This is a genomic window from Lysinibacillus sp. ACHW1.5 (genome assembly GCF_022014815.1).
In the GTDB taxonomy this organism is placed as follows: Bacteria; Bacillota; Bacilli; order Bacillales_A; family Planococcaceae; genus Lysinibacillus; species Lysinibacillus capsici.
Window position 1 is genome coordinate 3,837,678 of sequence record NZ_CP091777.1, and the last position, 18,546, is coordinate 3,856,223.

Here is an 18,546-nt window from a genome sequence, read left to right on the forward strand (position 1 = left end):
AAGCTCTCTTTTTAGAAAGATTTGCTCTTTCAAAACTGGATAAACGGCACATTGAATGTTTCAAACGTTTTTGGTTAAGTCCTCGATCGATTAGTATTCGTCAGCTCCATGTGTCACCACACTTCCACCTCGAACCTATCTACCTCATCGTCTTTGAGGGATCTTACTTACTTGCGTAATGGGAAATCTCATCTTGAGGGGGGCTTCATGCTTAGATGCTTTCAGCACTTATCCCGTCCACACATAGCTACCCAGCGATGCCTTTGGCAAGACAACTGGTACACCAGCGGTGTGTCCATCCCGGTCCTCTCGTACTAAGGACAGCTCCTCTCAAATTTCCTACGCCCACGACGGATAGGGACCGAACTGTCTCACGACGTTCTGAACCCAGCTCGCGTACCGCTTTAATGGGCGAACAGCCCAACCCTTGGGACCGACTACAGCCCCAGGATGCGATGAGCCGACATCGAGGTGCCAAACCTCCCCGTCGATGTGGACTCTTGGGGGAGATAAGCCTGTTATCCCCGGGGTAGCTTTTATCCGTTGAGCGATGGCCCTTCCATGCGGAACCACCGGATCACTAAGCCCGTCTTTCGACCCTGCTCGACTTGTAGGTCTCGCAGTCAAGCTCCCTTGTGCCTTTACACTCTACGAATGATTTCCAACCATTCTGAGGGAACCTTTGGGCGCCTCCGTTACCTTTTAGGAGGCGACCGCCCCAGTCAAACTGTCCGCCTGACACTGTCTCCTGCCCCGCTAAGGGGCATGGGTTAGAATTTCAATACAACCAGGGTAGTATCCCACCGACGCCTCCTTCGAAGCTGGCGCTCCGAGATCTCTGGCTCCTACCTATCCTGTACAAGTTGTACCAAAATTCAATATCAGGCTACAGTAAAGCTCCACGGGGTCTTTCCGTCCTGTCGCGGGTAACCTGCATCTTCACAGGTACTATAATTTCACCGAGTCTCTCGTTGAGACAGTGCCCAGATCGTTACGCCTTTCGTGCGGGTCGGAACTTACCCGACAAGGAATTTCGCTACCTTAGGACCGTTATAGTTACGGCCGCCGTTTACTGGGGCTTCAATTCGCAGCTTCGCTTGCGCTAACCACTCCTCTTAACCTTCCAGCACCGGGCAGGCGTCAGCCCCTATACGTCACCTTACGGTTTTGCAGAGACCTGTGTTTTTGCTAAACAGTCGCCTGGGCCTATTCACTGCGGCTCTCATGCGCTTGCACGCTCAAGAGCACCCCTTCTCCCGAAGTTACGGGGTCATTTTGCCGAGTTCCTTAACGAGAGTTCTCTCGCACACCTTAGGATTCTCTCCTCGACTACCTGTGTCGGTTTGCGGTACGGGCACCTCTCACCTCGATAGAGGCTTTTCTTGGCAGTGTGAAATCAGGAACTTCGTCCATACGGACTCGCCATCACAGCTCAACGTTACAGTGTGCGGATTTGCCTACACACACGCCTTACTGCTTGGACGCGCACAACCAACGGCGCGCTTACCCTATCCTACTGCGTCCCCCCATTTCTCAAACGGTGAGGAGGTGGTACAGGAATATCAACCTGTTGTCCATCGCCTACGCCTATCGGCCTCGGCTTAGGTCCCGACTAACCCTGAGCGGACGAGCCTTCCTCAGGAAACCTTAGTCATACGGTGGACGGGATTCTCACCCGTCTTTCGCTACTCATACCGGCATTCTCACTTCTAAGCGCTCCACCAGTCCTTCCGATCTGACTTCAACGCACTTAGAACGCTCTCCTACCACTGACATCGTAGATGTCAATCCACAGCTTCGGTGAATCGTTTAGCCCCGATACATTTTCGGCGCAGCGTCACTCGACCAGTGAGCTATTACGCACTCTTTAAATGATGGCTGCTTCTAAGCCAACATCCTGGTTGTCTGTGCAACGCCACATCCTTTTCCACTTAACGATTACTTTGGGACCTTAGCTGGTGGTCTGGGCTGTTTCCCTTTTGACTACGGATCTTATCACTCGCAGTCTGACTCCCGTGTATAAATATCTGGCATTCGGAGTTTGTCTGAATTCGGTAAACCGGGATGGCCCCCTAGTCCAAACAGTGCTCTACCTCCAGTATTCTCATCACGAGGCTAGCCCTAAAGCTATTTCGGAGAGAACCAGCTATCTCCAAGTTCGATTGGAATTTCTCCGCTACCCACACCTCATCCCCGCACTTTTCAACGTGCGTGGGTTCGGGCCTCCAGTAAGTGTTACCTCACCTTCACCCTGGACATGGGTAGATCACCTGGTTTCGGGTCTACGACCACGTACTACTTCGCCCTATTCAGACTCGCTTTCGCTGCGGCTCCGCCTTCTAAAGCTTAACCTTGCACGTAATCGTAACTCGCCGGTTCATTCTACAAAAGGCACGCTATCACCCATTAACGGGCTCTAACTACTTGTAGGCACACGGTTTCAGGATCTCTTTCACTCCCCTTCCGGGGTGCTTTTCACCTTTCCCTCACGGTACTGGTTCACTATCGGTCACTAGGTAGTATTTAGCCTTGGGAGATGGTCCTCCCGGATTCCGACGGAATTTCACGTGTTCCGCCGTACTCAGGATCCACTCAGGAGAGAACGAACTTTCGACTACAGGGCTTTTACCTGCTCTGGCGGACCTTTCCAAGTCGCTTCATCTAACTCGCTCTTTTGTAACTCCGTATAGAGTGTCCTACAACCCCAAGAGGCAAGCCTCTTGGTTTGGGCTCTTCCCGTTTCGCTCGCCGCTACTCAGGGAATCGATTTTTCTTTCTCTTCCTCCAGGTACTTAGATGTTTCAGTTCCCTGGGTCTGCCTTCAAGACGCTATGTATTCACGTCAAGATACTACGCGATTAAACGTAGTGGGTTCCCCCATTCGGAAATCTCCGGATCAAAGCTCACTTACAGCTCCCCGAAGCATATCGGTGTTAGTGCCGTCCTTCTTCGGCTCCTAGTGCCAAGGCATTCGCCGTGCGCCCTTAATAACTTAACCAAGTTATTAAGCCTATAAAAAACTTAAAAAATAAATGTGTTTGTTACAATTTCAATGTCGTTTTATCCAGTTTTCAAAGAACAAGTTTTGAAGTGTTTCATTCAGAAGAATGAACCTTCAAAACTGAACGCAAAACGTAATCTTACAAACCCAAGGTTTGTATTCCGAAATAATCCTTAGAAAGGAGGTGATCCAGCCGCACCTTCCGATACGGCTACCTTGTTACGACTTCACCCCAATCATCTATCCCACCTTCGGCGGCTGGCTCCAAAAGGTTACCTCACCGACTTCGGGTGTTACAAACTCTCGTGGTGTGACGGGCGGTGTGTACAAGGCCCGGGAACGTATTCACCGCGGCATGCTGATCCGCGATTACTAGCGATTCCGGCTTCATGTAGGCGAGTTGCAGCCTACAATCCGAACTGAGAACGACTTTATCGGATTAGCTCCCTCTCGCGAGTTGGCAACCGTTTGTATCGTCCATTGTAGCACGTGTGTAGCCCAGGTCATAAGGGGCATGATGATTTGACGTCATCCCCACCTTCCTCCGGTTTGTCACCGGCAGTCACCTTAGAGTGCCCAACTAAATGATGGCAACTAAGATCAAGGGTTGCGCTCGTTGCGGGACTTAACCCAACATCTCACGACACGAGCTGACGACAACCATGCACCACCTGTCACCGTTGCCCCCGAAGGGGAAACTATATCTCTACAGTGGTCAACGGGATGTCAAGACCTGGTAAGGTTCTTCGCGTTGCTTCGAATTAAACCACATGCTCCACCGCTTGTGCGGGCCCCCGTCAATTCCTTTGAGTTTCAGTCTTGCGACCGTACTCCCCAGGCGGAGTGCTTAATGCGTTAGCTGCAGCACTAAGGGGCGGAAACCCCCTAACACTTAGCACTCATCGTTTACGGCGTGGACTACCAGGGTATCTAATCCTGTTTGCTCCCCACGCTTTCGCGCCTCAGCGTCAGTTACAGACCAGAAAGTCGCCTTCGCCACTGGTGTTCCTCCAAATCTCTACGCATTTCACCGCTACACTTGGAATTCCACTTTCCTCTTCTGCACTCAAGTCCCCCAGTTTCCAATGACCCTCCACGGTTGAGCCGTGGGCTTTCACATCAGACTTAAAGGACCGCCTGCGCGCGCTTTACGCCCAATAATTCCGGACAACGCTTGCCACCTACGTATTACCGCGGCTGCTGGCACGTAGTTAGCCGTGGCTTTCTAATAAGGTACCGTCAAGGTACAGCCAGTTACTACTGTACTTGTTCTTCCCTTACAACAGAGTTTTACGATCCGAAAACCTTCTTCACTCACGCGGCGTTGCTCCATCAGGCTTTCGCCCATTGTGGAAGATTCCCTACTGCTGCCTCCCGTAGGAGTCTGGGCCGTGTCTCAGTCCCAGTGTGGCCGATCACCCTCTCAGGTCGGCTACGCATCGTCGCCTTGGTGAGCCGTTACCTCACCAACTAGCTAATGCGCCGCGGGCCCATCCTATAGCGACAGCCGAAACCGTCTTTCAGTCCCTTGCCATGAAGCAAAAGAGATTATTCGGTATTAGCCCCGGTTTCCCGGAGTTATCCCAAACTATAGGGTAGGTTGCCCACGTGTTACTCACCCGTCCGCCGCTAACGTCAAAGGAGCAAGCTCCTTTTCTGTTCGCTCGACTTGCATGTATTAGGCACGCCGCCAGCGTTCGTCCTGAGCCAGGATCAAACTCTCCATAAAAGAAATTTGATTAGCTCAAATTGTTTTGCTGGCATCATGTTTGATGTCCAAAATTGTGTTTCGTTCACTAGCGAAACTAGCTACTTAAAACTTTATTGATTACGTTTTGCTTGTTCAGTTTTCAAGGTTCATTGTTTAAGTCGTTTTTCAGCGACTTCTTTATATTAACATTTCATTCAAAACATGTCAACAACTTTTTTAAAAAGTTGTTTGTGTTTTTCTGAGTTATTCGTTTATGTCTTAGCGACAATTAATATAATACAATACTAAGATATTATTCGTCAACTACTTTTCTAAAAAAATATCGAGGTATTTTTTATATACCTCGATTACAAGCATACTACAGTCATTGCCCCATTTCTAGAGCATCTTTATTTACCTTGTAATGACGGTGAAATATCCTATCATTTTTCGCTGCAATGGGTTCAATTTGAATATAGCCTTTATCCACTAGATACTCAACAAACACTTCTAAATCCACGGAGTAGTTCACGAGCTCATGATGATCATGTAATTCCTGGATAGTCCACATTTCTTTTGTTTGCATGACTTCTAATATATGTTGTGCCCCATCTCGTGTACGAGAGTGGATTAAAAACTCACTTGCTAAAAACAACAATTCTAAGCGCTTTTCTATTGGCTCATTACTTGTCACTAGCTCTTCATACAACTTATAGATGGCTGGCTCAATTTTTTTCACCTGTGCCCAAACAGTTACTTCAGGATACAGGCCACTATCGATAATAGAAAGGCGGCCTAGATGATGTAGGGAATCCACAACGTGATTATAAGCATCCAAGTAACTTCCTTTATCGAAGTATTCTTTCCCCTCCAAATAGCGGCGAATTAACTTTGAAAATTGAATACCTGTTTTAATTTTACGACCACTATACGGAAATTCCTGCAATTCTATTTTTAGTTTATGCAGAAATTCATTCCGATCAAATAATACTCTACCGAAGAATATCCAATCAACAACCTTTCTATTTGAACCGATGAGTAACCATTTTCGAATTATTTTCTCCGTAACAGTATGTAGAGCGATTTTATTTCCTTCATATAAGTAATGTTTTGAAAAGACTGGTTGCTCTGCTTCTTTTACGATAATAAGTAAAACCGTATCAAATGTATCTGTAACGTTACTTTGTTCTTCACGCTTTTCCACTAAAATTACGCCTAATGTATTCGACTGACTCGCACGTTCTTGGTATATTGGACGCAGTACTTGCTCCATGTTCAGCCCTCCTTTATTCATATAGGTTCTTTTGTTCCGTTAAAAATTCGACATACTCTAAAAGTATTCCTTCTTTCATTCAGTTCAAAGCTAAAATACTTTGCCCTTATATGTTATAGTAGATTTTAGATTGGGAGGCAAGATGAAATATGAAACCTTATAAAAGTAAAATTAATAAAATTCGTTCATTCGCATTAGCACTAATCTTTTTTGGTTTTATTGTCATGTACGGAGGCATTTTCTTTAAAAACAGCCCGATATTAGTTTTAATTTTCATGTCACTAGGTGTTCTTTGTATTATCGGTAGCACAGTTGTATATGCGTGGATCGGATTACTGTCAACAAGAGCTATTCAGGTAGAGTGTCCTAATTGCCATAAACATACAAAGGTTTTAGGCCGAGTAGATATGTGCATGTACTGCAATGAGCCATTAACACTTGATCCTACTCTAGAAGGTAAAGAGTTCGATCAATCCTATAATAATAAAACAAAAAAATCCTAGCCCTTTTTAAGAGCTAGGATTTTTATTGTACTTTAGCAGTAGCAACTTTACATGATGGACAAGTGCCGTATATCTCTAAGCGATGCGAATGCACATCAAAGCCTGTTACCTGTGATGCAAAATGCTCTATTTCGTCGAGTCCAGGATAATGGAAATCGACGATCTTACCACAGCATTCACAAATCATATGGTAATGATCGTTTGTCACGAAATCAAAGCGACTTGAAGCATCCCCGTAAGTTAGCTCTTTCACAAGACCTACTTCACGAAATACACGCAGGTTGTTATAAACAGTCGCTACACTCATATTAGGGAACTTACCCTCAAGAGCTTTATAAATTTCATCGGCAGTAGGATGTGCCATTGTTTGAATTAGGTATTCCAAAATAGCATGACGCTGAGGAGTAATACGTACACCAGTTGTTTTCAACGTGTCCAGTGCATCTTGTAAATGCGTTGCAGACATCGTCATGCACCTCTTCCATAAGTATTATTAATTTATAATTGTTATAAATAGTGTATCCAATTCGTACTACTTCGTCAACAATCACACATTGCCTATCCTCAATAAATCAATGTTTTTTCCTTAATAGCCTCTCGATAAATCCATAACATTTTCTAAATCCTTGTCACCCTTTAGCCATTTTGTTAGGCTTGGCTTGAATATTTCTAAGCTACGCTCAACATAACGAGAAGAATGACTGGATACATGAGGTGATACTATGACATTTGGTAATGTCCATAATGGATTGTCAGATGCCAGAGGCTCCTCTTCAAATACATCTAAAACTGCGTGTCCTATTTGTTTGGTTTCAATTGCTTGCAAGAGTACCTTTTCATCAACTAAATTACCTCGACCAAAATTCATGAAGATCGCATTATTTTTCATCACAACAAAATGCTCTTCTTTTAATAAATGGGTCGTTTCTGTTGTTTTTGGTAGTACAGAAATAACGATATCTGCATGAGGTAGAGCTTCTTTTAATTGGGTAAAACTAATCATCGTATTCATATAGGCTGCTTCTTTACCAGAGCGGTTACAGCCAATCGTCGTAACACCAAAAGCTTGCAATAAACGTCCAACTTCCGAACCAATGGCACCTGGCCCTAAAATAAGTGCCGTACTATCCCGTAGTTCCGTTTGTTGTGTTTTTTTCGACCATTCTTTTTTCTTTTGCTGCTCATACATCCAAGGCAAAGCTCTTTTAATGGCTAAAATATGAGCAAGCATGGATTCAGCCATAGGCGTTTTATGAATGCCACGAACATTTGAAACTAGAATTCCACGTTCAATAATAGCCTGAGCTGGCATTTTTTCTATACCTGCTGATGCAACAAAAATCCATTTTAGCTTAGTCGCAGATTGAATACTCTCTTCTGTTAAATCTTCACCATATGTAACTAATACATCCGCTTGTTGAAGCTCTTCAATTGATAAGCTCTTTTCAAAGATAAATTCAAGCTGCGGAAATTCTGCTACTAATGGTTCTCGTAAATCTGGTCTAGGTTCAAATGTAAAATAGATTCTCATTGTTTTGCCTCCTGTTCTGCTAAATAAGCATATACATCTTCAATATGATTTTTCACTCGAACTTTGCGCCAAGCTTTTACAAGCTTCCCCTCAGCATCAATTAAAAACGTTGAACGCTCTATGCCCATATATTCACGTCCATACATTTTCTTTAAAACCCATACACCATATGCTTCAGCAATAGCATGGTCCTCATCCACTAATAATGAAAATGGCAAACCATGCTTATCAATAAATTTTGTATGCTTGCTTGCGTTATCTGGGCTAACACCCAGAACAACAGCATTTAAATGACTGAAGTCTTCAAACTTATCACGAAAATCACATGCCTCCGTCGTGCAACCTGGTGTCATATCCTTTGGATAAAAGTATAAAATAACATTTTTTCCTTTAAAATCAGCTAAATGCACCATCTCGCCCTTTTCGTTCAATAGAGAAAAATCTGGCGCCTTTTGTCCTTCTAGTAATGTCATATAATCTCCTCCTCTGTAGGTCCTATTTTACTCTAAGTAACAAATCAAGTCATATCCCTTAATTTCTTTGGATTTCTTACACTGATAGGTCTACAATAGATTACGTATAAAAAGTTAGGAGGCAATTCTATGAATCATGCAAAATCTGAAGCAATACATGCAGAGGCATTACAGCATATTGTTGGTGGTGTAAACAGCCCTTCTCGTTCATATAAAGCAGTAGGTGGCGGTTCTCCTGTAGCCATGGCGCGAGGAAAAGGCGCTTATTTTTGGGATGTAGATGGCAATCGTTATATCGACTATCTAGCAGCATATGGTCCAATCGTTACTGGTCATGGCCATCCTCATATTGCAAAGGCCATAACGCATGCTGCTGAAAATGGTACATTATTTGGGACGCCGACTGAATATGAAGTTACTTTCGCAAAAATGTTAAAGGAAGCCATTCCATCGATGGATAAAGTACGTTTTAACAACTCTGGTACAGAAGCTGTTATGACAACGATTCGTGTGGCACGTGCCTATACAGGCCGTACAAAAATCATGAAATTTGCTGGTTGCTACCACGGACACTTCGATTTAGTATTAGTGGCTGCAGGATCAGGTCCAGCAACATTAGGAACACCAGACTCAGCAGGTGTAACAACTTCAACTGCTGAAGAAGTTATTACTGTACCTTTTAATAACCCTGAAGCCTTTACAGAAGCCATGAATAAATGGGGCGAGGAGATTGCAGCTATTTTAATCGAACCAATTGTAGGAAACTTTGGTATTGTTGAACCGAATCCTGGCTTCCTTGAATTAGTACACGCTACTGCTAAAGAAAAAGGGGCCTTAACGATTTATGATGAAGTCATCACGGCCTTCCGCTTCCACTACGGTGGCGCTCAAAATTTACTTGGCCTCACACCTGATTTAACTGCACTTGGTAAAGTTATTGGTGGTGGTTTACCAATCGGTGCATATGGCGGGCGTAAAGAGATTATGGATACTGTTGCACCACTCGGTCCAGCATACCAAGCGGGTACGATGGCTGGAAATCCTGCATCTATGCAAGCCGGTATTGCTTGCCTAGAAGTGCTACAAACGCCAGGCATTTATGATGAAATGGATAGATTGGGCGCAATTTTAGAAGAAGGAATTTTAACTGCTGCTAAAAAACATGACGTAACCATCACGTTAAATCGTCTCAAAGGGGCGCTGACTATTTACTTTACAGACGTGAAAGTAGAAAACTATGAGCAAGCTGAAAACTCTGACGGTGAAATATTCGGACGCTTCTTTAAACTTATGCTTGAGCAAGGCATTAATCTAGCTCCTTCTAAATATGAAGCATGGTTCTTAACAACTGAGCATACAGAAGCAGATATTCAGGAAACAATTGAAGCAGTAGATATTGCGTTTTCTCAATTGTAATCTTGACAAGAAAAAGGCGACTTGCAAGTAGAAGTCGCCTTTTTCTTATTCATCCATGCAAATCTATGTATTTTATGAGCACTTCCTTCTATAATGTAAAGAAGCTAAAAAATATTAGACAGAAAGGACATCTTTATGAAATTAGGTGCCCGTGTATTTAAAACTGGTGTAGCTATCGTATTTGCATTATTTATTGCAGAGTTGTTAAAATTACCTTCACCTGTTTTTGCTGGAATTGCAGCTATTTTTGCTATTCAGCCTTCTATTTATCGTTCTTACCAAACCATTGTAGAGCAAGTACAAGCGAATATCATAGGTGCGACAATTGCTGTCATTTTCGGCTTACTTTTTGGCCATCATGTCGTTGCCATTGGTATAGCTGTCATAATAGCTATTGGTTTAATGTTAAAGTTTAAACTGGAAAAATCACTTTCGCTAGCGTTGGTATCAGTTGTGGCTATTATGGAATTTCAAGGGGATGACTTTTTAACATTTGGTTTAATACGCTTTGTTACGATATTAGTTGGTGTATTAGCAGCGTTTGTCGTAAACCTTGTGTTCTTACCACCTAAATACGAGGTAAAACTATTTCGCAAAATTTATATTTTACAAGATGATATTATTCGTTGGACACGACTGGCTGTACGTCAAGCTTCTGAGCACACATCCACAAAGACAGCATTAAGTAAGTTTAAAAACCGTATGCTACGAGTGGATACGCTGTATGATTTATATAAGGAAGAGCGTAATTATTTTAAAAATAAAAAATATGTGAAAGCACGTAAACTAGTAGTCTATCGTCAAATGATTTTAACTTCCAAGAAAAGCTTGGAGTTACTACAGCGTTTGCATAATCACGAAAATGAATTAGCGCAGCTCCCTACACAATTTCATTTAATGATTCAGGAAAGACTTGATTCCTTGCTAACGTACCATGAGCAATTGCTCTTAAAATATACAGGAAAACTAAAGCCTGAGCATTCAGAGTGGAGTAAAAGCATTGACTATGTCCAACGTAATGAGCTGATGGAAATTTTCATTAAGCAAATCAACTTTGCTCGTGAAGAAGGCGATACGGAGTTTTCTAGCTATCACCTACTCTATATTTTATCGCGTATTTTAGATTATGAGGAAAACTTAGAACATCTTGATACACTCATTGTTTCTTACCAAAGCTATCATGGACATGAAATCAATGTAGAATTTGAAGAGGAATTCATATAGCTAACATTTTGGCGACAGATTACCTTGATTCAGGGGGCTTTGATCACCCATTGAATGCGGTAATTCTGTCGCTTTTTTTATACAAAAAACCTCCAAGTAGTAATCTACTTAGAGGAAAGAAGCTAAGAACGCAATGTTAGCAATTGTTGCTCTGCTTGTTGGCGTTTAACCGTTTGTTCATCACGTAATTGCTGATAATTGGCAATGCCTGATACAATCGTATCCCACATTTCTTCAAGAGTCTGGGTAGTGCTGGATTGTTGAGCCATGGCAGTACTTAATTGCACCGCTTCCTTGCTAGCTCCCCCAAATTGCTTCATACGATCTTCAAAGGCAGCGGCTGATTGATTTTGTAATTGTTGACGTCTCTCATTAACTGCATTCATCAAACCCATTTTAAAAACAGGAATGGTTTTAACAAAAGCCCCATTAATTTGTTCAATCAATTCATTGTTACCATTACGTAGCATATCGATTTGAGGGGCTGTGATAATAGCCACCATACGCGATTTTTCTAAATCATCTATTTTTTGCTGGAGCATCTCTGCAATAGCTTGCAAACGATTTAGCTCCATTTTCGCCAGCTGATTACCTGCTTCACTCTGTTTTTCATACATCGGAATCAATGTTGTTTGGACCTCATGAAGTTTCATGTCAGTTGCTACGATATACTTTTCTAGCTCAAGATAGTACATGAGGTCTTCTTGATATAAACGTGCAAGTACTCGATTATCCCTTGCTAATTCCTCTTCCATCAGTACAAATTGATAATGGATTTTCTCAATATCTCTCCCCAGTCCATTGTATTTCGTAAATAAATCGCCATCATTTTTGATCTTACGTGCAAATAGCTTTTTAAAAAATCCCTTTTGCTCTGTAAAATCTTGTTTGTCGAATGTCTGCATAAGGGCTTCAAGCTGCTTAAATAATTCATTTGATTCGAAAGTTGTTGACTGGGTGATGATGGCTAAAATTTGATCTGCAAATGTAGCTAATTTTGTGGACGGCTCTTTTCCCAAAGCTAATAGCTCTATCTGATTTTTTATATTGATTTGATTGGCAATTTGCCGTACCTCTGCATGATCCCTTAACTGTTCTTTGAAGGCTTCTGCTGTTTCCAGTGTCAGCTGCTTCAGCATCAACGAGTTATTCGACATTCGTGCCGCCTCCTTCCTATCATCAGAAAAAACGATTAAAGAGTTTTTTTATGATTTTGTCGGGTGCAGTTTTCTGTGGCTTTGGTTCTTCATAGTGCAAGTCAAACAGCATATGCTCTAAACGGTGTACATCATAACTATCCTCTTGCAAATACTTTTCTAAATCTAGTTGACCTGTCGGATTATAAAAAACAATATCCACACCAAACCGATTTAAAAAGGCCAATAACGCTATATCCTCACGTGATAAAGCTGGTTGTTGAGGTGCTTGGTATAATACCAGCTTCGGTACCTCTTGGGAATAGTCAAAGCTTTGTAGTAATCTTAGGATCTCCTGTGGAATCATCGTCATTTGTTTAAATAAAAATAACTGTAAATCATATAAGGTCTCATTTGGCTGCTGTTTCAACATGGGCTGCTCACAGGAAGTTTTTATCGTGTGTGCAATCGCACGCTGTAGCTCCAATGTTAACTCACCGTATTGCCACCAATCACTTTGCATAATACGCTCTACTGATAGTTCTCCATTTACTAGGCAGTGCTTATAGTGAAAGTGAAAATTGGCTCTACTCGTTGGTGCATAGGGGAATTTCTGGACAAAAACAGTTTGCGGATTTGCTAATAACTGATGCATATAATACCAGTATTCTTCCCGTCTGCTCGAAACCCCACTAATTTTGGCAAATATGACTGGAATGACAATCTCATTCCCAATTACTTCAAACTGTGGTCGAACCAAAGCTTTCTCTTTTGCATAAATAAAAATATCATCATATGTCATCCGTAATGTTAAGGAGCGTGGCATAAAATCTTTAAACTGCCAAGGCTTATAGACACCTGATTGCTGATCATGCATTAATTGCTCAAAATGCTGACTAGATCGATATCCAACCGTTGCCTGCCGGTCACGCAACTTATCAGGAAATGGCTGTAAAGTTGTTTGATTGGCATATGCATATGTGATAGAGAAAGTATCGTTAGGATCAATCTCAGCAAATTCATCTATTTTAACTGGATGAAAAATTAACACATCACAACCAAGCTCCATTAATAACAATAAGAAATAGCGCTGACTTAGAGTTGCTTCCCCATACCAAACTACTTTAGGAAAATCATCTGTTGGTTTCATGGATTTTGTCCATAGAATCCAATGGTTTTTCAACCATTTCACCATATCAATTAAAAAACGGCGAAAGTCATTTGCTAGCAAACCTAACGATTGCTGTTTTTGAAAGAGCTCTACTACTTTAATGGTTGCTAACTGTAAATGGCGATTCATTACACTGTCATCATGCTTAGGAATTAATTGATAACCATACATCATTGCCACTAAACGATTTATAGATAGACCTTGTGGAGTTTGTTGATGCTGCGAAAGGATTGTTTGTATTGCCTGAAAGTCTTTTGGTTCAATATGTTTATTTAATTCTTCACTTAAAATATGGATGTTAGTGTTCTGTGACAATGTAAATAATGAATTGAAATAATCATCTTCTTCGATTGGTACGCCCAATACACGAACACCAATTCTACTAAAGCTCACTTGCTGCTCTGTTGTTTCATAAAATGCACGATCCTTTGGTGAATCTTGAAACGCCTGTAGCCAATCATCAGGATGACGCTCCAACACTGATTTAATTGTGATTGTTTGCATACAAACGCACCTCCTAAAAATCATCCTCAGCCTATGCTAAAGCATTCATTTGTCATAGGACGTCTCACCTAATGACAACAAAAATATTTGAACATCTATACGATCGTTTGTTGTGATGCCATCTGTAAAACTGTTTCCAATAAATTCTTTGTAAATGCTTCACCATTGTGAGGCGAGTAAGTTGTATTTTGTAAAAACTTTGGCTGTTTATCCTTTAAGTCGCCATGATTTGGTGTAAAACCTAAATCAGCCATTGCAAGCATGCCATAATCCATAATAGAATCACCTGCTGCTATATGCACATCGTATGTACAGAACTCTTTTATATATTCTATAGCCGCTTCCTTTGTCAGCACCTTGGGCATAAAATACAATTTTTTCCCTTGTAGCAGAACATGCCAACCATGCATATCAAACTCTTGAATCATCGCTTGTAATTCATCGGATGGTAAAACATCAATATCTACATGATGTACATAAAAAAGTTCATCTATATACAGAGATCGTTGTAGCCATGTATCAGATTTAATCGTCTGAAAAAGCTTTAGCATATCCATACGAGGGATCGAGGAATCTTCAATACGTCTAGATAATGTTTGTGTCCATTTCTCATATGGCTGACCCTTTTCTACTATTGTACCCCCATTGCTTGTAATTGCAAAAGCAGGGCATAAATCATGAATAAAATGGATTCTTTTATATTGATGTAAGGCTCTTGTCGTAACAGGTACAAATAAACTTTGTTGGTGTACCTGTTGCAATAGGGGTGCTGTTGCCTGTGTCATCATACTCATTGCTATTTCGACCTTGTGTTCAACGACGATTGTCTCTGTTGCTGGCGGAAACATCTCCATCATGCGTTTAGAATAAATAAGGGTTCTATCTAAATCAGATGTAAATAATATCATCATATTCTCCTCTATAATTCTTTGATCAAACCACAACATGCATAGGACATATTCGAATACTCTTCAACCAATACATTTTTTTCTTGGGCTAATAATAAAATATGTTTCAATTCATGCATGTACTGTGGGTTAATTAAAATCTTCCAAGGTATTCTTCTCAGCAAAACTCTTGTCGTTTCCCCAACACCTGGCTTAATGAAATGAATATTATCAATACCAAAATCTCGTTGAATTGTTTGCACGGACTTCATACCCTCCCAAGTAATTGGAGAGATTTCTTGCTCTTGAATTTGTTGCACAATTTTACTCTGTACTTGTTCAAAACATGTGACGATACGCTCTATGTACAGATTGGAGACATCTATTGCCTCTAATTCTTTGTAGTATTTTGCACCATGAAAATCGTTTGCATCCATAAACTGCAAATTTAATACCGTTCTACTTACTAATCCAGATACAGTGGAATTTAAACAAGCAGATGGTATTAAAAAATCCTCACGAGTTCCATAAATAGCTGCACAATGGCCAGGATCAGCCAAAACAGCTAAATCGGCACTTAACTGTTCTTGGTATTGTAAATTAAACTTTTGGCAGGATTGAATTAATTCATTGGTAATTGCCCCTTTTCCTGTCCAACCATCAATAAATTGCAGACTTCCTAGAGGATGCTGTGTCAAAATATAACGAATTGCCATTTCATCAAACCCACGACCTCGCAGTATAGAGATGGAGTAGTGTGGAACATTCACATGATAATGCATGGCTATATACCGTTTGATTAAAATACCAATGGGTGTACCTGCACGAGCTAAACTCACAAGAATTAAATTTTTTAATCCTCTATTTTCAATGATTTGTTCTGCCACTACTCCAACGGCGATTGCTATTCTTTCTGCATGAACATCTAGCGCTTTATAAAAAAGATTCATGTAGGTATCCGATGGTTGCTTCTCCACTGGCAGCATTTCCGAATAATGTATACCCGATTGAATGAGTTGTTCACGTTTCTCATTATCCATTTCAAGGAATGCACTTCCAATATCACGCAATAAAAAAATAACGTCCTCTGGTGCATAACTCCCCATTTTATCTGGCTGCAAAGTCGATATCATCGTTCTACCTCCAATTCATGCATACTAATTACATATACTTTGGCGTTAGTGGCTTCTTGTAATGCCTTTACCACACGAGCAACTACCTCTTTACTTGCTATACGTTCCACTAAGAAAAAAAGTTCCGTGTAAGACTGGCTTTGAAGATTATATAAAAAATTAGTGACCCCGTTATTTTCTGGACTTTCAAAGGCTATTTTATCGTTAATCGTATATCCTAAATCATCTGTACAATAGATTGGACTACGAGTAGTTGACTGAAAATAAACATCATTCCCTAAATAAGAGGCAATTTGCATAGGAACATACATGAACTCACCCGTGCCAATAACAAGCGCTGGCCCATTTGTTCTTAGCTCTTGTATTTGAATAGCAATAGCTTGTATCGTTTGCTTTTGGTCAACATGCTGTTTTGACGTGAGCATAAATCTCCCTGTTGCTAGTAAATAGGGATGCTTATTTATTAATCCATTCTCCGCAACAGATCGATAGGATTTGCGATCAGCAGATACTTGAATCGGACAAATATCCATATCTCGTGCAATCTGTGTTAGTAAGTTAGGTTGTGTACTGGTTAAGCTTGGAATGCCTGAACAGTAAAAATTCCCACACATAATGGAGATGAATTCTATAGAGATATCCCATTGTACTTCTAACTGCTTAAAGATTGTTTGCTGCTGTTGGGAACGCCAATCTAAAATAGATAGTACCGCATATTGTCTCACTAAAGGAAATTTCTGTCTTAATGTCTCAATCATATTAATGACCGTATTTCCAGTAGTAATCTCATCATCAATTAACACAATGCGCTTAGCTTGCAGTAAAAGTTCTGGTTCCTCCGTATAAATTCTATGGCTTGTCGCATGTGAATGTTCTTCCTCAAACGTAACAAATGGCTCAAAATCTAGCAGCACTTCACGTGTTGTGTGGATATACATAGCATTCGAGTGAAAGGTATTAAATACTGCGTGTCCAAGTGCTGTTGCCGTCTCAGCAAAGCCAATAAATAATGTTTCATCCGTTAATTCTAGGGTTCCTTCTATGGATTTTTGTACTTCATCCAAATTAGATTCATCTTTTAAAGCTGTAACGACAGACGAAGCCATTACCTTTTGTCCAGTAAGGTGCTGCTGATATAGCATAGCTAAAAGAGTTCCTGTCAGTAAAGGGATTTGCGGACGGACAGCCAAATGTTTGCCTAGTACCGTGCTTACAAACAAAAATTGTCTCTTCTTATTAATCCGAGCCGCCATTCTAAACAAGTCGGTTAGCGCAAAATTATGTGGATTGTAGGTAATTTCAATATCAATTGAATAATTCGGTAAAATGCTTAATTTACTCATTTGTTGTTGCATATACACTACCACCTATTTCAGACTGTAATAACAGTGAAGCAAAATCGACAGATTCATGATAAACACCATAGACATGAGCCTGTTTTAAAATCCGTTGTGCCCATCTCATATGTGGCTTCATTTCATTCATTTTATTAGCATAGTGACTTTTCATAACACCTTTTTGTCCATCATTATTTTCTATAATACTTAGCGCATCTAAGTATTCCTCATACGAAATAGCATAGAGGGCATGCACAACACGGATATGGCTCGGATGAATAATTGTTTTTCCCACTATGCCATTTTGTTTATCCATTAAAACTTCTTTCATTAATCCATCTAAACAATCGTCTAATAATGCTTTCCTTGTATCAAGCGCACCTTTCTCACTGAATGGTGTCACTCTAAGTGCGGGCTTTAATACACGCTGATTATTAAAATACTCCCACACAGGCCCAGAAATAATAAAACCATCTTCCTCACGGCCTAATATATTAACAATATCTGCAATACAATCGCGAATGACACTAATATCATAAATGGTAGAATCCATACGGCGTCGAATTCCGTAAATGCCACAAAAATCGGTAGCACCAATTCGTACATTTAACACACGGGCTTTGTATTGATGTAGAACTGCTTTAATGTCTAATAACGCTTCCATGCGAGATTCCTTATATAGGACCTCACGACTTTCTAAAATTGGCATACCATATAAAATTAAATCATTTTCTAAAATGGTTTGTTCAAGCAACTCGAAATAACGAGCACCCTGTTCTGCTGTAAATTTCGGAAAGACATAGCCAGTTAATATTTCTTGCTTTTTTCCTAAAACAGTTGTTAGCTTTTGAAATTGCTCAACATGACGTACTCGAACAAAAAGTAAAGGGAGCTCCTGAAGTAATAGCTGTTTTTGCTGATAGAGTGCATATAATTCACTAATATCCTCTATCAGCTTAGCTTCACAATCTACTAACTCTGCATCTCCAACTGCATCCTCCAAATCAATGACGAGTGATGTGAGTTCCTTATATTTTTGTGATCGGATCAAGCTCACAATCGTAGGCATGGAAGCTGGCATATACAAAGTCGCACCTAAGGCATATGACAAAATATCCGACGTTTCCCATTTTGTAAACGGCTGTGGCTTCTTATAAAAAATCGTCTCTGCTTCTGTTGCAAAGTGTTGCATCTAATCCTCTCCCCAGTAACTATGCCTTTTGTGAAAAAAGCACTGTATCAGCCTGTTCCATACAGACTAATACAG

13 protein-coding genes and 2 rRNA genes are annotated in these 18,546 nt (G+C 40.9%); 3 read left to right on the forward strand and 12 right to left on the reverse strand.

Features of this window, described 5'->3' with window-relative positions; all coding sequences use genetic code 11:
- Nucleotides 1-70: 70 nt before the first annotated feature.
- The 3 genes from L6W14_RS19360 to L6W14_RS19370 form a co-directional block, all read right to left on the reverse strand.
- Nucleotides 71-2,998 (reverse strand): 23S ribosomal RNA (locus tag L6W14_RS19360).
- A 180-nt stretch (nucleotides 2,999-3,178) separates the two neighbouring features.
- A 16S ribosomal RNA gene (locus L6W14_RS19365) occupies nucleotides 3,179-4,730 on the reverse strand.
- Together the 16S and 23S rRNA genes form the textbook arrangement of a ribosomal RNA operon.
- 346 nt (nucleotides 4,731-5,076) lie before the next feature.
- Nucleotides 5,077-5,964 carry a nucleotidyltransferase-like protein gene (locus L6W14_RS19370; RefSeq protein WP_237898716.1) on the reverse strand — a complete coding sequence of 296 codons (888 nt, stop codon included), beginning with the start codon at nucleotides 5,962-5,964 and terminating at the stop codon, nucleotides 5,077-5,079.
- Between the two features lie 149 nt (nucleotides 5,965-6,113).
- On the opposite strand from L6W14_RS19370, the gene L6W14_RS19375 reads away from it, so the two are divergent.
- Complete coding sequence (locus tag L6W14_RS19375; protein ID WP_004230509.1) at nucleotides 6,114-6,467, forward strand: YgzB family protein; 354 nt, start codon at nucleotides 6,114-6,116, stop codon at nucleotides 6,465-6,467.
- A 22-nt stretch (nucleotides 6,468-6,489) separates the two neighbouring features.
- On the opposite strand, the gene perR is transcribed toward L6W14_RS19375, so the two are convergent.
- The 3 genes from perR to bcp all read right to left on the reverse strand — a co-directional run bounded on the left by perR (nucleotide 6,490) and on the right by bcp (nucleotide 8,471).
- The gene (gene perR / locus L6W14_RS19380) at nucleotides 6,490-6,933 is read right to left on the reverse strand and encodes a peroxide-responsive transcriptional repressor PerR (protein WP_131521920.1); all 444 of its coding nucleotides are present in this window, start codon (nucleotides 6,931-6,933) and stop codon (nucleotides 6,490-6,492) included.
- 120 nt (nucleotides 6,934-7,053) lie between these two features.
- Nucleotides 7,054-7,998 (reverse strand): D-2-hydroxyacid dehydrogenase, encoded by a 945-nt coding sequence (locus tag L6W14_RS19385; protein WP_131521921.1) that lies wholly within the window; start codon nucleotides 7,996-7,998, stop codon nucleotides 7,054-7,056.
- Complete coding sequence (bcp, locus tag L6W14_RS19390) at nucleotides 7,995-8,471, reverse strand: thioredoxin-dependent thiol peroxidase (protein WP_237898717.1); 477 nt, start codon at nucleotides 8,469-8,471, stop codon at nucleotides 7,995-7,997. The genes L6W14_RS19385 and bcp overlap by 4 nt, the downstream gene beginning before the upstream one ends.
- Nucleotides 8,472-8,600: 129 nt before the next feature.
- Between bcp and L6W14_RS19395 the strand changes: the two genes are divergently transcribed.
- Together L6W14_RS19395 and L6W14_RS19400 are read left to right on the forward strand one after the other, a co-directional pair.
- Nucleotides 8,601-9,887, forward strand: a complete 1,287-nt coding sequence (locus L6W14_RS19395) for a glutamate-1-semialdehyde 2,1-aminomutase (RefSeq protein ID WP_131521923.1) — start codon at nucleotides 8,601-8,603, stop codon at nucleotides 9,885-9,887.
- A 135-nt stretch (nucleotides 9,888-10,022) separates the two neighbouring features.
- Nucleotides 10,023-11,111 carry an FUSC family protein gene (locus L6W14_RS19400; protein WP_004230503.1) on the forward strand — a complete coding sequence of 363 codons (1,089 nt, stop codon included), beginning with the start codon at nucleotides 10,023-10,025 and terminating at the stop codon, nucleotides 11,109-11,111.
- Nucleotides 11,112-11,233: 122 nt separating this feature from the next.
- Here the strand turns inward: L6W14_RS19400 and L6W14_RS19405 are convergent, their stop codons facing one another.
- From L6W14_RS19405 to L6W14_RS19430, 6 genes are all read right to left on the reverse strand, one after another.
- Nucleotides 11,234-12,268: a toxic anion resistance protein gene (locus tag L6W14_RS19405; protein ID WP_131521924.1), complete on the reverse strand. Its 1,035-nt coding sequence runs from the start codon at nucleotides 12,266-12,268 to the stop codon at nucleotides 11,234-11,236.
- A 22-nt stretch (nucleotides 12,269-12,290) separates the two neighbouring features.
- Entirely contained in the window at nucleotides 12,291-13,922 is a 1,632-nt protein-coding gene (locus L6W14_RS19410; protein WP_237898718.1) for a YceG family protein, read from the reverse strand.
- Nucleotides 13,923-14,017: 95 nt separating this feature from the next.
- The gene (locus L6W14_RS19415) at nucleotides 14,018-14,833 is read right to left on the reverse strand and encodes an HAD family hydrolase (protein ID WP_237898719.1); all 816 of its coding nucleotides are present in this window, start codon (nucleotides 14,831-14,833) and stop codon (nucleotides 14,018-14,020) included.
- Nucleotides 14,834-14,841: 8 nt separating this feature from the next.
- The gene (locus L6W14_RS19420; protein WP_237898720.1) at nucleotides 14,842-15,942 is read right to left on the reverse strand and encodes a cysteine protease StiP family protein; all 1,101 of its coding nucleotides are present in this window, start codon (nucleotides 15,940-15,942) and stop codon (nucleotides 14,842-14,844) included.
- Nucleotides 15,939-17,297 carry a phosphoribosyltransferase family protein gene (locus L6W14_RS19425; protein WP_237898722.1) on the reverse strand — a complete coding sequence of 453 codons (1,359 nt, stop codon included), beginning with the start codon at nucleotides 17,295-17,297 and terminating at the stop codon, nucleotides 15,939-15,941. The genes L6W14_RS19420 and L6W14_RS19425 overlap by 4 nt, the downstream gene beginning before the upstream one ends.
- A complete protein-coding gene (locus L6W14_RS19430) occupies nucleotides 17,278-18,471 on the reverse strand; it encodes an HpcH/HpaI aldolase/citrate lyase family protein (RefSeq protein ID WP_131521929.1) in 1,194 nt (397 codons plus the stop codon). Before L6W14_RS19430 ends, L6W14_RS19425 begins: the two co-directional genes overlap by 20 nt.
- Between the last annotated feature and the right edge of the window lie 75 nt (nucleotides 18,472-18,546).